The sequence below is a fragment of the Novacetimonas hansenii JCM 7643 genome (assembly GCF_000964405.1).
Taxonomy (GTDB): Bacteria; Pseudomonadota; Alphaproteobacteria; order Acetobacterales; family Acetobacteraceae; genus Novacetimonas; species Novacetimonas hansenii.
The window spans coordinates 1-14,868 of the sequence record NZ_BANE01000009.1; the positions used below are offsets into that span (position 1 = coordinate 1).

Here is a 14,868-nt window from a genome sequence, read left to right on the forward strand (position 1 = left end):
CACTTTGGGAATCCTATGATTCAAGCTATTCGCAGTGCGCTCTAAATAGTCTTCAAGAAAATTTCGATGAAATGGTGCGTTCTGATATGGTGGCATCAGCAGGCGCGCGCAGGGTAGGGATAACCACCATAAATATCTTGCTTGCGAGCAGGAAGGGAAAGAAACCTTCTGGTATTATTCTATTTCTTGCAGGATATTAAAGGGTATATTTTTCTCTGTTTGGTAACTGTCAGCACAAAACAGCTTGTACAGATTTCACCATATATCCTGATATTGTCATATGGCATGAGTATCCAGCGTATCTTGATGGCATGATTTTAAAAAATATACGCATGGGACAAAGAATTATAGGAAATGTAGCGCATTGTCAGGTTGCCCATTCCAGCACATATATAAAAATACTGGAATGGGATCGTAATGAAATGAAGGGTATTCTTCACGCCGCCCATATCAGAAGACGGTCCTGGCTTATGTGAAATATTTTGTTGGCAGGAATATAAGGTAAATTTCAGAATTCCATCCTGACTCCTCCACGATATGTGCGGCCCAGAAGGTTGCTGTAGGTGGTATCCGCCGCAAGTCCGCTTTCTGGAACTAGAAGTGGATGGGAATTCGCCAGGTTTGTGACGTTAAGGAACAATTGTACCTTTGCTGAGTTCTGGACTGGAAGTGTGTATGTGCCATTGAGATCAAAGTAAAAAAGACCAGCGACATGATTGTTGTTGATAGACGGATAGTCGGCATTATATGCGCCGCAGGATGTCGTGCATGTCACATAGCTGTTGGAGTAATGTCCTGAACTGATACCATGCGCGACTGCGGTAATGCTGTAGCGTGATGTAGTATAGGATGCTGAAAAGCGATAGATCCACCGTGGTGGCCCAGATGAAATGTCCCCCGACGTATCGACAGCATAACCCAGCCCGGAGGCAGAGACATATTTCAGATAGTTGGTGGCCTGCCCATGAATGACGAAATACCCGTTTGCATTCTTCAGGATACGGCGCAAAGGAAACCGGTAGGAGGCATCAATATCAATTCCGCTGGTTTCAAGTTTTGCAAAGTTGAAGGGTGACGCAGACATGAGAAGGTCGCGTGTTCCGGTCGGGTCCGGTTTGATCGCAGCGCAGAACTGGGTATAGCCTGAATAGCATTCGTCAATAATGGTCTGCGGATAGAACTGCTCGATCGCATCCTTGATCTTGGTATGAAACCAGTCAACAGAAATGGAAAGTCCCGGCGTATAACGTGGTGTAATCACGGCCCCGATTGTTGTTGTATTCGCCTTTTCAGGCTTTAATTTCGTGTTTCCTGTTGTTCTTGACAGTACGGTTTCTGTTGCACCGGTCACCGGGTTCAGAACGGATGTTGTCTGGGATGTTCCGGCGTTATACAATTCATCAATATTTGGCGCACGAATATCATGTGATTCCGTTGCGCGGAACAGGATATCCTGGATTGGTTGCCAGGTGCCGCCAATTTTCCATGTCGTGACATAACCCGATGTCGAATAATCGGTTGCGCGCACGGCGGCATTGACCGACAGGCCCTTTGCAAGGGGTACTGCACCTTCGACATAGGCTTCCTTGACATCATAATGACCAAATGTCGGCAGAAAATTACCTACGGACCAGCCGGATTGATACTGGGTTGGAACGTATCCGGACGCACGTTCATCACGATACTCTCCGCCAACGGCGATATTGGCGTCACCAGCCCAGGTCGCAAACGGAATCATCGACAGGTTTACGCCGGATACGATTTCCTGAAATCTTTCCTCACGCCATGGGTTGCCCAGAACATAATCCTTTGCCGCAGTCGATATGACGCCGGTGCCCAACCAGTCGATGGGCGAACATCCGTTCGATGGATCAGTCAGCGACGAGGCACAGACAATCTGCCCTGTTGACGAGCGCACGGCATTGGTTGCATTCGCAATTTTTGCCGTATTCATGACGTTGTAAATCTGTTCCTTTGAATGCATGACCCCATATTGGGCATAGGCATTCCACGATGCAGGTTTGCCAAACAGCGTAAAATTACCTTCGCCACCAAATGTGTAACGCTGTACCGATCGCCGGTTGTCAGTACGGCGATATGGCAGGTCGAGTGCCGTTGTCCCCAACGTTACGGACGAAACATTTTGCAATGCAGATGATCCCAGCGCATCAACAAGATACGGATTGGATCCACTTAGCTTGATGGCGCTCAGATATTGTGGCCCGGCGTTATAGATATATTCGCTCTGGTTGTATGAACCTTCACCATACAGCGTCATCCAGGGCGCGACGTCATAACTCAGGCGTCCATAAATATTCTTTCGATCGCTCATCGGTTCGAGGCCAATGTCCTTGCCATCATTGGCAAGTGCATGATCGCCTCCGACCGTAACGCTTGAGGTCGAAAGAGAACCGTAATTATAGTGGTTTACGCTGCCGCCCTGACCGAAATAGATGCCACGGAGCGAATTCGTCACGCCACCGGTCGAAGAATTGATGATCCCGCCCGGAAGGGCATAGTTCGTGCCTGCATTGCCAACCCTGATATAATACGGTTGCCCATTACCGCTTGCATATTCCGGGTTCGCAATAATGCGCTGGCCATTAAAATTCCAGGGGCGGTCAACGCTGTAGATGCCGTCCTGATGAGCGTAATCACCGCTCAGCAGGACATGGCCCTTGCCATGTGCAAAACCAAATCCGCCCGTCACCGCAGTATGGTAATTTATGCCGTCACCATAGTCTGAAATGCCTGAATCCCCGTCAATTTTCAGCCCTGTATAGGTCTTGTCGAGTACAAAATTGGTAACGCCCGCAACCGCGTCCGAACCATATTGTGCGGATGCGCCACCCGTCACGACATCAACACGTTTTACCAATTGCTGGGGGATCGTGTTGATATCGACAATGCCCGTAATGGCTGAAGGCGTTATACGTCGCCCATCAAGCAGCACGAGCGAGCGTTCCGCCCCAAGATTTCGCAGATTCAGGGCATTGATCCCGGCAAGTCCGCTACTCAGCGACAGTCTTGAATTCTGTGGTGTCGTGCTGCCGGCAAATTGCGGCATTTGGTTGACGAGATCAGCAAGGTTGTTGCTGGGGGCCTGGTTCTGGATTTCGCTCTGGCTCAGGGAACTGATGGGTGTTGGTGACTTGATGCGTGAATTGGCAATATGGGTTCCCGTCACCATGATAACTTCGCTGTTTGAAGGGATCTTTTCCTTCTTCTGTAAGTGTGAACCCTTGGCGGAAGCAGGGGGTGTTTGAGCAGAGATAGGCTGTCTTCTGCCTGTATCTGGCGTAACAGGTGGGGGCGATGCCGCATGACCCTGTTCCATGAAAAAGATCACTGCCCCAGAGGATATGACTGTAAAGGGCAATAAATGGATTTTTAAGCGCTTTCTTATCGTCATTGTCCTGCCACTCCTGAATACGAGCGTGAGCATATCCCTATGTTACGATTCCGAACTGAAGTGTGCGTTCTGATAAAGAAAAACGTCCATTTCGAAATTAAGCGTGGTAAATAGCTTTTGGTTATGTGGTGAGCACAGTAAGTGCGGATGGTGTGAAGTGGTGAAAAATTTCTATATATTTTAATGTGTTATATTGTTTGTTGTAAATTTCTAAAATAATCATCAAAAATTCGTTTGAAGTGCTGTATCTTACTGATGGATCAGATGAATAATGTACATTGGTTAGATCATATCCACGATTTTCGATGAGGTCATATCCGAAATATGAAGCGTGCGGGACAGAAGAACGCGCCATACGGTGTGTGAACGTTCAACGGATTGTGTTGCGTGGACCGTTACGCCCGTTATCGTGTCCGGTGACGCATGAAGATGCAATGAAACGAACCTGTCCTGTGTCTGGGTTGAAGAAAATCCATATCTTGGAATTGATTTCTGGAACTCTGGCGCGATTTCAGGTTGGGTTCATTAATAGTGACTTTTATTATCAAGAACTGAATTCAATCGTTATTGTATAATAAGAATTATTTTCGTTTATGAAATGGCTTGAGCATGATGGCTACTTTGCTGCATACAGTAACGCATGCGAAAGTTCTCGACATTGACGGATCAGGAAATCCTTGCCCTTGCCATTTCAAACGAGGAAGAGGATGGCCGCATCTATTCTGATTTTGCCTATGCCATGCGGGAGAAATTTCCCGACACCTCGAAAATTTTCACTGACATGGCGACAGAGGAGGATCAGCACCGCCGTGACCTGATCGACCTGTATGCCAGCCGCTTCGGCCAGCATATTCCCTTGATCCGGCGGCAGGATATCGCAGGTTTCCTGATCCGTAAGCCTGCATGGCAGATCCAGGGGCAGGGGATTGATGCGGTGCGTCGCCATGCCCGCCAGATGGAACTTGATGCGGCGCGGTTTTATCGTCAGGCGGCGACACGCACGACGGATATCGCAACGCGCAAGCTGCTGGGGGATCTGGCCCTGGCCGAAGACCGGCATGAACAGGCGGCAGGCGCCATCGAACTCGATCGCCTTCCTGCCTCCAAGCGCGAGGACGAGGACGAGGACGCCCGCCGCCGCTTTGTCCTGCAGATCATACAGCCCGGTCTTGTGGGGTTGATGGATGGCTCCGTCTCCACGCTTGCGCCGGTTTTTGCGGCCGCGTTTGCGACGCACCTGCCGTGGAATGCGTTTCTGGTGGGAATGGCTGCCTCTGTCGGGGCAGGGATTTCCATGGGCTTTGCAGAGGCATTGTCCGATGATGGCAAGCTGTCCGGCCGTGGTGCGCCGCTTTTGCGCGGATTGATCTGCGGGCTGATGACAACGGCGGGAGGAATCGGGCATACGCTGCCGTTCCTGATCGATAATTTCACCACGGCCCTGATGGCTGCCATCGCTGTGGTGGTGGTCGAACTGTTCGTCATTTCATGGATACGCTGGCGGTATCAGGATACGCCGTTTGGATCGGCAATCGTGCAGATTGTCATTGGTGGGGCGCTGGTATTTGCCGCAGGTGTTCTGATTGGCAGTACGGGCTGATCCGGTCGGGCCTGCCGTTTTGAGACTGTTTGAAAAGTCTGGATCGATAACGTGCTGAAATTATGAAGGTTTTTGGTGAAGGTTTTTTTAAACCTTCAGAAGACGCCGCCTTTTTCCCAAATAAGGCGGTACCCAAAAACTTTTCTTTTTTATCAATGATCTGTTTTCAAATACTCTCTTTGCCTTGATCTTGACGAAGTGATCGGGCAGGCACGTGCATGCGCTTTTCCTGGTTGGATCATTGCCCGATGAAACATCGTGACCGTTCTTCTCTGTTGCGCCTGCGCTGCATGCGCCCGTTCATGCTGGTGATGCCCTTGGTGCTTGGGCTTGGGGCCTATGCCCAGCCAGCATCGGCACAGGCGCAGATGGTCGTAGGCGCCTCGGATCAGGACCATGCCCTCATCAATCGAATCGAGGAACACCTTAACACCATCACGCTGCTGACCGCGCAGTTTCATCAGGTAGCATCGGATGGAAAGCAGTCCACCGGCACTGCGTGGCTGGACCGCAGGAATCGTCGCATGCGTTTCCAGTACGATCCACCCAGCCCGCTTCTGCTGGTTGCCAACCATGATCAGGTTGTCTTTAACGACAGCGAACTGGGTCAGACCACGACGATGCCAATGGACAAGACGCCGATCGGCCTCCTGCTGCGTCCGCATCTTGAACTGTCAGGCGATGTGCGGGTGACAGCCCTGATGCATGAGGGGCCGGAGATCGAAATTACATTGGTCCGTGCTGATTCGCCCGGCGATGGCAGCCTGACGCTCTTGTTCCAAGAGGATAAGGGGCTGCGCCTGCGGGGATGGATCGTTCAGGATGCGCAAGGGGAAAGCACGCGGGTGGACCTGCTGCATGCCACCGTGGGGGGGGCGGAACCGCCAGATCGCCTGTTCAACACGGATATTGGCGACAAATAGGGAAATATAATTTCCACACGCCTGGAAAACGCAAAGAGTTTGGAAAAGTCTTTTCCCAAAAGCATCATGGGGGCGATGCAATCTCGAAAAAAGATACCCCCAGGATGCATGATTCCCTGTCACTGTGCGTCGCGTGTCAGTTCCAGCGCACGGGCATAAACGGTGCGTCGGGGCAGGTTGACGATGCCTGCCACCAGTGACGCCGCATCCTTGAGCGAAAGCGATTTCAGGGCTTCGCGCAGATGGGTGTCCAGATTCTGTGGTCCCGTATCATCCGCCGGTGGCGGCCCAAGGATGACCGTGATTTCCCCCCGGGCCGCATGGTCCTGATAATAGTGTGCCAGTTCGCCTACCGGCCCACGCCTGACTTCCTCAAATCTTTTGGTCAGTTCGCGTGCGACGGCGGCCGGGCGATCCGGGCCAAACACCGCTGCAAGCGATGCCAGCATTTCCGCCAGGCGATGCGGTGCTTCGTGCCAGACCAGTGTTGCCGAAAGTCCCGCCTGTTCCGCCGCGCGCAGGACCGACAGGTTTTCACGGCGTGCGGCATCGCGTGGTGGCAGAAAACCGGAAAACATGAAGGGATGGGGGGGCAATCCCGACAGGGTCAGCGCCATGACGGCGGCATTGGCCCCCGGCACCGCCGTGACATGCCCGCCACCTGCGATAACGGCGCGCACCAGACGATATCCCGGGTCCGACATCAGGGGGGTGCCGGCATCGGAAATAACGGCGATCTTGCGCCCCTGCTGCAATTGTTCCAGCAGGCCGGGGATGCGGTCCTGCTCGTTATGGTCATGCAGGGGGCGTGTGCGTGTCTTGATGCCGTGCGCCTGCAGAAGCTTCGCACTGGTGCGCGTATCTTCGCACAGGATCAGGTCAGCTTCGTTCAGGCATTGAACGGCGCGTGCGGAAATATCGCCCATATTACCGATCGGCGTTGCCACCAGCGTCAATATGCCTGCATCATGCGACGATATGACATGCATATCCTCCATCCCCGCATGACGTGGCTTCGCATCTCCGCTATGGATCGTCGCGGATCGAGATTGCAAAGGCGAAAGAAATGAGTCGTCAGACATTGGTAACCCGCAAGCTTGGACAGGATACTGTTTCTGCCACTCAGGGATTTCCTTGCAAGGCCTTATTGCTGGCCGGGGTCGTTATGTCCACGCTCGCGGCATGCGCCGGTGGGGGAGAGGGGACGAAGACCCCTCATGCCGGGCGGAATGTTGGCGTGCTTCTGCCGCTGACGGGTAATAATGCGCGGCTGGGGCAGGAAATGCTCAGTGCCGCGCGTATGGCCATGAATACGCCAACGGCCCCCAAACTCGATATCCACGACACGGCCGCCCCCGGTGGTGCCACCGCTGCGGCACAGGCTGCGGTGCAGGCGGGCGACGGGATCATTCTTGGTCCGTTGACGGCAGGGGACGCAACACAGGCGGCGGCTGTCACGACGCAGGCAGAGCTGCCCATGCTGTCCTTTACATCCGATGTGTCGGTCGCACGTTCCGATGTCTGGATACTGGGTATCGCCCCCGAACAGCAGGTCCGTCGTATGGTCGGGGCCGCCATCCGTGAAAACCGGCAGCATTTCGCGGCCTTCCTGCCCAATACGGCGCTGGGGCACGCCATGGGCGATGCCCTTTTGCAAAGCTGTAGCGAACATGGCCTGCAATCGCCCCAGATCATGTATCATGGGACAACACCGGCTGAAATTACCGCACAGATAAAGACACTCTCTGCCTATGACAGTCGCGCCGCGAGTGCGGCGACACAGGCGGCGGCGGCTGCCCCGGTTGAGGCCCCACCCGCCGGTGTCGATCCCGCCAACCCTGAATCAACACCGGCAGACGCCGTACCGGCGCCCACATCACAGCCGGCAGATGCATCCACCCTGCCGCCACCGCCATTCGATGCGCTGCTGCTGGCGGATACGGGGCTGCAACTTGGCCATGTGATCGAAGGGCTACGGGTGGCGCAGGTTTCCCCATCCCAGATACGGATCATGGGACCGGGCCTGTGGGGGGCGTTCGCTGGCAAGCTGGCACAGTTGCATAATGCCTGGTACGCTGCGCCGGACCCGGCAAGCAGACAGCATTTCGTGCAGTTGTTTATGGCGCAGTACCACCATATGCCAACCCCGCTGGCGGATCTGTCCTATGACGCGGCGGCCCTGGTCAAGGCGCTGGATCAGGTGCCACCAGCCAGCGGCGCGCGGAATGGGTATTCGCTACCGGCACTGACCCGTAATGAAGGGTTTTCCGGGGTGGATGGCGTCTTTGGCTTTACAGCCAATGGCCGGACGCGCCGTGATCTGGCAATTTTCCAGATACTGCCCGAAGGAGGGAGCCAGATGGTCCAGGCCCCTTCGGGACGGCTGCAGAACGGCACGAACTAAGCATAAAAAGCACGGGCGGGAACTTTCCCCGCCCTATGGCGTCAGGCCTGTCAGGCTGCGGCGCTCATGCCGCAGCGGTCGCACCACAGGACAGCACGGGACGGATGGCGTAAAGCGCGGCTTCAAAGCTGCGATAGGACGACAGGCGGCGTTCGCGCAACTGGTCGATCAGGACCCAGCGCATGCCTTCGGGCTGGATCATGTAGGCCGGGTCAGCGTTTTCACGGACCCAGACAAGCACATGCTCGATGCCTTCGCCATCTTCGGCCGAAGCGACATCAACATCACACAGTCCCATGCAGGTGCCCGCTTCCAGCCAACGCATCAGATATTCGTAATGGCGGGGCAGGAACCCCTGTCGAAGCGGAATAACATTGGAGGCAGGAAACTGATGATTCATCATGCTCATGATGTCGGCCCTCTGACATATCCTATGCGTTAACAGCACGTCTCGACCGTAAGTCTTGCATGAGTGCTTGCCAAACTGAATCTGTCGCAGGAAGCCGAAGAATGAGGCAGAAATTGCCAAGCGTGACAAAAAAGCAATGCTTTGTTGCGCTTTAGAGTCGTTAATTGACCATTAATTGTTCAATTGCCTATTCCATCGGCGGTGCAGCCATAACCAGCTGCCCGGATGTTGGCGTATTTTTTGTTCAATGTAATCGTTGACCTGCTGCGTCAGTAGCAACTGATCCTGCTTGCGATCGCCCGTATCGGGCAGCGGCAGTGGCGGGGAAACATGAATGCGCAGGCGGGCCGGGCCTAGTCGTTCCACATATCCCGCAATGACCGGGCATTCCTGTCGCAGCGCCATTGCCGCCATCGCGCTGGCTGTCATTGCGGGCCTGCCAAAGAATCGGGCCTCGATTCCATCATTCATCTTCTGATCGACCAGCATCCCCAGATGGCCACCACGGATCAGGTGCGCCAGTGCCTGTCGCGCGCCGCGCGCACCCTTGGCAAACAGGGGTACGGCCTGTCCCATCGCCTCGTTACGCAGATCGCATAGCATCCGGTCCACATAGGGGTTGTTCGGCGCACGGTAGAAGGAAGAGAATACCAGCCCATAGCGTGCCACAGCAGGAGGCAGCATTTCCCAGTTGCCGATATGCCCCGATACGAACATGACCGGTTTGCCTGTATCGGCCTGTGCGCGCAGATGTTCGGCGCCAACAACGTCCCATCCGGGGCCGGATGCCGGATTTTGTGGAAGCTGTGCAATGTGGGGAAGTTCGCCGGCATTACGACCGATATTTTCCCACATGTCGCGGATGATTCGCGCCCGTGAACGACGGCCCAGATGTGGCATGACATAGCGCAGGTTGGCATCAGCCACTTTTGAAACCGGCAGCCACGGGCCAAGCATGCGGCAGGTCCGGCCCGCCACGTTGGATGCCTGTTCCGGCCGCATGCGCCGCAATATGGCAAGCAGGCCAGACAGTAGCGCCGCCTCTATCTTCATATGGCGCGGTGGCGGCCTGTCATGCGCCGGGGTCACTGCCCGGCCTTTCGCAACCAGGTATCCAGCAGGCGTTCGGGCACCTGTGGGTCGGTCCAGCAAAGTGAAACCCCGATGGCTGTGACCTTTGCCTGAAAATCGGGGGGCAGGCGGACAAAATCCTTGGGCGTCGTAACCAGTCGGGCGTTCATCGCGTGTGCGGTTTTCAATAATTGTGCCAGTTCGGCAGGGTGATAGGGGTGGTGGTCGGCAAAGGCGACGCTCTGTCGCATATCAAGGCCCAGGCGGCGTATCCCGTCGAAGAATTTGGAAGGCCGTCCGATTCCCGCGAATGCCACGACATGGCAGCCCGCAGGCAGATTGCTTCTTTCCTGCTGCAATGTCGCATGATGGCACGGCAGGTGGGGGGCAAGGTTGCCGAGCACGCCGGTCCGGTCCTCACCGATCAGCAGCACAGCCTGCGCGCGTGACAGGCCGGACGATACGGGTTCACGCAATGGTCCGGCCGGAAGCACGCGTCCATTGCCGAATCCCTGATGGCCATCCACCACCACGATGGAAAAATCACGCCGCAGGCCGGGATTTTGCAGCCCGTCATCCATAATCAGGCAATCAGCCCCGTCCGCGATCGCAAGGCGTGCGGTCTGTGTCCTGTCCGCCCCGACATAGCACGGGGCCACCTGTGCCAGCAGCATGGCTTCGTCGCCCACATCGCGTGCCGTATGCATCCCGGCCTGTACCCGCACGGAATGGCGTATGTCGCCCCCATATCCCCGTGTCAGGAATGCAACCCGGCGATGACGGGTAACAAGTCGGCGGCCAAGGTCCAGTGCCACTGTCGTCTTGCCGGTTCCCCCTACCGTCAGGTTGCCGCAACACAGGACGGGCACCGGTGCGCACCATGGGCGGCGGCGCTGACGCAGGGTGCCAATGGCGGCATAGAGCCATGACGCAGGGGAAAGCAGCCCTGCCGGAAAATCATGCCCCCCGGCCCGCCAGTCCCAAAAGCGTGGAGCGCGCATCAGTGATACACCGCCTTTATGATCCCTGTGGCGACACGTCGGGCGACCTGCGTATCATTGGCTGCCACGCACCGGCTTGCCCTGATGGCGTCGCGCAACCTGTCCTGGTGGGAAAGCATGTCCACCACCCAATGCGCCAGTTCATGCGCATTGGTCACATATGTCACGGCCGCGCCCAGCGTCATGAACGCCTGCCGGAAATTGGCGATCGACGGGCCACTTGCCAATGCGTTGCCAAGGCGTGCTGGCTCCATCGGGTTGTGGCCACCCCCCTGTGGGGCAGGCAGCAGGCTGTTCCCCATCAGGACCGGGCAATGCAGTGCGTAAAACAGGCCCATCTCCCCCATGGTGTCGCATATCCATATGCTGTCCTGTTCGCCGGGAACCTGCCCCAGGGCGCGACGCGGGATGTCTTGCCGCACCATTTGCATCACGGCTGCCCCGCGTTCGGGATGGCGTGGTATCAGGATCGTCAGCAGGTTTGTAACATGCTCGCGCGCCAGGGAGGCTGCATGCAGGATGATTTCCTCTTCACCTGGATGCGTGGAGGCCGCGATCCAGACGGGACGCTGGCCAATCTGGCGTCGCAGCAGTGCAAGGTCCGTGTCTGCCTGTGGGGGAGGGGCTGCGTCCTTGAGGTCGCCAAGCACCGTGATGGTGTCGCGTCCCAAGATATGGAAACGTTGTGCATCCTCTGCCGAACGGGCGCATGCCCATGTCAGCCTGCGTAACATGGCGCCGATCAGGCAGGGCAGGCGTCGCCACATGGCGAAGGATCGATCGGACATGCGCCCGTTTATCAGGAGTACGGGGACATGGTCATGCAGGCAGGCTGCTGTCATGTTCGGCCATAACTCGCTTTCCGTAAGTATTGCGGCATCGGGGTGCCAATGGCGTACGAACCGACGCATCCACGCGGGTACGTCCAGCGGTACGAACTGATGGATGACCCGTCCCCCATGGGGCAGTCCGCGCATGCGTTGGGACAGCAGGGCTGCTGACGTGGTGGTGGCCGTGGTGACAAGGAAATGCAGGTCCGGCCGGTCATGGTGCAATGCAGCGATGACGGGGAGTATGGAGAGGGTTTCACCCACGCTGACAGCATGCAGCCATAATAACGGCCCGTCAGGGCGCGGGAGGGTTGCGATCCCCTGCCGTTCGCCCACGCGCGCGGCGATTTCCTTGCCCCTGCGAACGCGCCGCGCAAGATGGATACGCAATATGGGGGCAAGCATCGTCGCCACCCCCGCCCACGCGGCGGATGACAGGTGGCCGCATATCCTGTCGCGGAATGTCAGGCTGCACGGTTGCGGTACATGCGTTTGCATGTTCTTGCGGTAGCATGGGGGATGCCGGGGCGAAAGTGCAAGCTGGTGTGCCCTTTACCCCGGCATTCCTTCAGGCATCAAGAAAGCGGCGCAGGCCAAATCCCTGTGACTTTTCGTTCAGGACGGAAGGCTGATACGCCACGGTGAAGCGTGTATGCGCCTTTTCCCATACGGAGGGGTCGGCATTTTCAGCGATTTCGACCGTAGTGATGCCACAGCGCAGCATAAATTCGTACTGGTCAGGCAGGGCATGCCCCGTTGCGCGGATTTCTTTGGTGAAGTGCAGATGCTCACGCAGGGCGCGGGCCTGGGTAAAGGCGCGTCCATCGCGAAAGCCCGGAAAGTCAACATTGACCAGCCCAAGGCGCGGCAGCACGGTGTTCAGGGTCACCACATCCGTGTCGGGATTCAGGCGTACGCCCACTGGTGCGGCACCTGGGCGCGCCAGTGCTTCTTCCACCCGGGCGAATGATACGATGACCGCCCGGTCGGTAGGACAGGGGGCATCATCAGGGACATGTACCCAGTCATCCGCGACGATCCGGCCATTTTCAAGCAGGGGCATAGACAGCATCCTTGAAGACGGCAGCGCCAAGCCGCCGATAGGTATCAACAAACCGTTCGCCGTCGTGTCGATGCACCAGATACGCATCAATCAGCGCCGCGATGGCGTCCACGGTTTCGTCCTCTGGCAGGGCCGGGCCGATGATCTGGCCAATGGCGGCATCATTTTCACCCGACCCGCCCAGCGTAAGCTGGAAATATTCCTCCCCGCGCTTGTCCACGCCAAGGATGCCGATATGGCCCGCATGGTGATGCCCGCAGGCATTGATGCAGCCGGAGATATTGATGCGCAATGCGCCGATGCGTTCCTGCAGGCCGGGATCGGCAAAGCGTGCGCTAAGCTTTTGCGCGATGGGAATGGAGCGCGCATTCGCCAGGGAGCAGTAATCCAGTCCCGGGCAGGCGATGATGTCCCCCACAAGGCCGATGTTCGGCGTTGCCAGTCCCGCCGATGCGAGTTCCTGCCACAGCGCCTGTAACTGGTCCTGCCGCACATGGCCCAGCACGACATTTTGCATGTGGGTAATGCGGATTTCGCCAAAGCTGTAACGTTCGGCAAGCCCGGCGATGATATCCATCTGATCCGCCGTGGCGTCACCGGGAATTCCGCCATCGGGTTTGAGCGAAATGACCGCAGAGATGAAACCGGCGACCCTGTGCGGATGCGTGTTGGTGCGCACCCAGCGGTCAAAGGCGGGAGTACTGGCACGACTGGCCTGCAATTTCTGTGCCGCATCGGCGGGGGCATGCAGGTCGGGCACGGCGAAACGTGCGCGAATGCCCGTGACAATGGCGGGGTCCAGCCGATAGCGCGCCCGGTCCATCCGTGCGAATTCGGCTTCGACCTCTTCACGAAAACGCTCGATCCCAAGGGCCTGTACAAGGATCTTTATGCGGGCCTTGTACATGTTATCCCGACGCCCGTGCGCGTTATAGACACGCACGATCGCCTCCAGCCATGCAAGGAGATCCTCTTCCGGCAGGCCATCATGCAGCAGGACGCCAATGACCGGCGTGCGTCCCAGCCCGCCACCGACATATACATCGAACACCGCGCGACCGTCATCGCCGGGGCGGGCGATCAGGCCGACATCGTGGAAACGTGCCGCCACCCGGTCATGGGGGCTGCCGGTGATGGCGAATTTGAACTTACGCGGCAGGAAGGAAAATTCCGGGTGCAGGGTGGACCACTGGCGCAGGATTTCCGCATGGATGCGCGGGTCCAGAACCTCGTCCGCCGCAGCCCCCGCGAATTCGTCGCATGTCACGTTACGGATGCAGTTGCCGCTGGTCTGGATGGCATGCATGTCCACAGCCGCCAGTCGGGCAAGGATATCGGGGGTATCCTCCAGACGTATCCAGTTGAACTGCAGGTTCTGCCGGGTGGTGAAATGCCCGTAATCCCGGTCATAGGTGCGCGCAATCTGCGCCAGTTCACGCATCTGCGCCGCACCAAGCATGCCATAAGGGATAGCCACACGCAGCATATAGGCGTGCAGTTGCAGGTACAGGCCGTTCATCAACCGCAATGGCTTGAACTGGTCCTCGGTCAGGTCGCCAGCGATACGGCGCGCCACCTGGTCGCGGAACTGCTCCACCCGTTCACGCAGGAACGTACGGTCCACCTGGTCATAGGCATAACGGCCAACGGCTGGGGCCAGGGCTGTGTCAGGCATGGGGGGTATCCTCATGTGAGGGGACGAAGTGTGGATGCACGGTGGGGCCAAAGGCGCGAATGCGTTCCCGCACCGTAAGCGGGGTGATCCCCGCCGCCTGATCCGCAAGCTGTACGCCGTAAACGCCCACGACGCCCTGATCCTGCTGGTGGCGGGCGGTATCGGCGATCACGGTTTCAATCCGGTCGTTCGGCCATGTCGCGGCGCAGGCAATATCCACGGACCATGTTCCCTGATCCGTCAGCCAGACGATCCGCCCATCAAGCAGGCGATTGGCCGTGATGACGCTTGAGCCTGCTGTTGTGCGGCGGTTGTTCCTGACATCCACTTCTGGTCAATCCCTTTCAGGCGAGGCAGGCGGCATATTCCACCCTTATGGATGGAGGCATGCTTAATTCATACAGTTATGTGTGTATATTTTATATTTACGCATAAATCCAGATATATCGACCGGCATGACCATGGTGACGGACCATCCCG

13 protein-coding genes are annotated in these 14,868 nt (G+C 57.0%); 4 read left to right on the plus strand and 9 right to left on the minus strand.

Going from position 1 to position 14,868, the window contains the following annotated elements; translation table 11 throughout:
* A partial coding sequence (locus B7G66_RS18315) for a hypothetical protein (RefSeq protein ID WP_206778176.1) occupies positions 1-200 on the plus strand: 200 nt, incomplete at its 5' end.
* Between the two features lie 308 nt (positions 201-508).
* Here B7G66_RS18315 and B7G66_RS00525 read toward each other — a convergent pair.
* On the minus strand, positions 509-3,412 hold the full coding sequence (locus B7G66_RS00525) for a TonB-dependent receptor domain-containing protein (RefSeq protein ID WP_139312966.1): 2,904 nt from the start codon (positions 3,410-3,412) through the stop codon (positions 509-511).
* Positions 3,413-4,052: 640 nt separating this feature from the next.
* On the opposite strand from B7G66_RS00525, the gene mbfA reads away from it, so the two are divergent.
* Together mbfA and B7G66_RS00535 are read left to right on the plus strand one after the other, a co-directional pair.
* A complete protein-coding gene (mbfA, locus tag B7G66_RS00530; protein ID WP_003620304.1) occupies positions 4,053-5,012 on the plus strand; it encodes an iron exporter MbfA in 960 nt (319 codons plus the stop codon).
* Between the two features lie 248 nt (positions 5,013-5,260).
* A complete protein-coding gene (locus B7G66_RS00535; RefSeq protein WP_231106193.1) occupies positions 5,261-5,935 on the plus strand; it encodes a LolA family protein in 675 nt (224 codons plus the stop codon).
* A gap of 119 nt (positions 5,936-6,054) precedes the next feature.
* On the opposite strand, the gene rsmI is transcribed toward B7G66_RS00535, so the two are convergent.
* Positions 6,055-6,933, minus strand: a complete 879-nt coding sequence (gene rsmI / locus B7G66_RS00540) for a 16S rRNA (cytidine(1402)-2'-O)-methyltransferase (RefSeq protein ID WP_003620301.1) — start codon at positions 6,931-6,933, stop codon at positions 6,055-6,057.
* 167 nt (positions 6,934-7,100) lie between these two features.
* Here rsmI and B7G66_RS00545 point away from each other — a divergent pair, with 167 nt between their 5' ends.
* Positions 7,101-8,339, plus strand: coding sequence for a penicillin-binding protein activator (locus B7G66_RS00545; protein ID WP_231106192.1), 1,239 nt, complete (start codon positions 7,101-7,103; stop codon positions 8,337-8,339).
* Positions 8,340-8,403: 64 nt separating this feature from the next.
* On the opposite strand, the gene B7G66_RS00550 is transcribed toward B7G66_RS00545, so the two are convergent.
* The 7 genes from B7G66_RS00550 to B7G66_RS00580 all read right to left on the minus strand — a co-directional run bounded on the left by B7G66_RS00550 (position 8,404) and on the right by B7G66_RS00580 (position 14,716).
* Positions 8,404-8,742 (minus strand): hypothetical protein, encoded by a 339-nt coding sequence (locus B7G66_RS00550; protein ID WP_003620298.1) that lies wholly within the window; start codon positions 8,740-8,742, stop codon positions 8,404-8,406.
* Positions 8,743-8,919: 177 nt separating this feature from the next.
* Positions 8,920-9,801, minus strand: coding sequence for an LpxL/LpxP family acyltransferase (locus B7G66_RS00555; protein WP_003620297.1), 882 nt, complete (start codon positions 9,799-9,801; stop codon positions 8,920-8,922).
* A 32-nt stretch (positions 9,802-9,833) separates the two neighbouring features.
* Positions 9,834-10,820 (minus strand): tetraacyldisaccharide 4'-kinase, encoded by a 987-nt coding sequence (gene lpxK / locus B7G66_RS00560; RefSeq protein WP_003620295.1) that lies wholly within the window; start codon positions 10,818-10,820, stop codon positions 9,834-9,836.
* Complete coding sequence (locus B7G66_RS00565) at positions 10,820-12,148, minus strand: 3-deoxy-D-manno-octulosonic acid transferase (protein WP_003620294.1); 1,329 nt, start codon at positions 12,146-12,148, stop codon at positions 10,820-10,822. The genes lpxK and B7G66_RS00565 overlap by 1 nt, the downstream gene beginning before the upstream one ends.
* A gap of 70 nt (positions 12,149-12,218) precedes the next feature.
* Positions 12,219-12,713 (minus strand): DUF934 domain-containing protein, encoded by a 495-nt coding sequence (locus B7G66_RS00570; protein WP_003620291.1) that lies wholly within the window; start codon positions 12,711-12,713, stop codon positions 12,219-12,221.
* Positions 12,700-14,388 carry a nitrite/sulfite reductase gene (locus B7G66_RS00575; protein WP_003620289.1) on the minus strand — a complete coding sequence of 563 codons (1,689 nt, stop codon included), beginning with the start codon at positions 14,386-14,388 and terminating at the stop codon, positions 12,700-12,702. Before B7G66_RS00575 ends, B7G66_RS00570 begins: the two co-directional genes overlap by 14 nt.
* On the minus strand, positions 14,381-14,716 hold the full coding sequence (locus tag B7G66_RS00580) for a DUF2849 domain-containing protein (RefSeq protein ID WP_003620288.1): 336 nt from the start codon (positions 14,714-14,716) through the stop codon (positions 14,381-14,383). The genes B7G66_RS00575 and B7G66_RS00580 overlap by 8 nt, the downstream gene beginning before the upstream one ends.
* Positions 14,717-14,868 lie beyond the last annotated feature (152 nt).

Bases quoted from the DNA above. Each gene is read 5' to 3' on its own strand.
- B7G66_RS00550 (WP_003620298.1), bottom strand. From the start codon at position 8,742: ATGATGAATCATCAGTTTCCTGCCTCCAATGTTATTCCGCTTCGACAG.
- lpxK (WP_003620295.1), bottom strand. From the start codon at position 10,820: ATGCGCGCTCCACGCTTTTGGGACTGGCGGGCCGGGGGGCATGATTTT.
- mbfA (WP_003620304.1), top strand. From the start codon at position 4,053: ATGCGAAAGTTCTCGACATTGACGGATCAGGAAATCCTTGCCCTTGCC.
- rsmI (WP_003620301.1), bottom strand. From the start codon at position 6,933: ATGGAGGATATGCATGTCATATCGTCGCATGATGCAGGCATATTGACG.
- B7G66_RS00555 (WP_003620297.1), bottom strand. From the start codon at position 9,801: ATGAAGATAGAGGCGGCGCTACTGTCTGGCCTGCTTGCCATATTGCGG.
- B7G66_RS00565 (WP_003620294.1), bottom strand. From the start codon at position 12,148: ATGCAAACGCATGTACCGCAACCGTGCAGCCTGACATTCCGCGACAGG.
- B7G66_RS00570 (WP_003620291.1), bottom strand. From the start codon at position 12,713: ATGCCCCTGCTTGAAAATGGCCGGATCGTCGCGGATGACTGGGTACAT.
- B7G66_RS00545 (WP_231106192.1), top strand. From the start codon at position 7,101: ATGTCCACGCTCGCGGCATGCGCCGGTGGGGGAGAGGGGACGAAGACC.
- B7G66_RS00525 (WP_139312966.1), bottom strand. From the start codon at position 3,412: ATGACGATAAGAAAGCGCTTAAAAATCCATTTATTGCCCTTTACAGTC.
- B7G66_RS00575 (WP_003620289.1), bottom strand. From the start codon at position 14,388: ATGCCTGACACAGCCCTGGCCCCAGCCGTTGGCCGTTATGCCTATGAC.
- B7G66_RS00535 (WP_231106193.1), top strand. From the start codon at position 5,261: ATGAAACATCGTGACCGTTCTTCTCTGTTGCGCCTGCGCTGCATGCGC.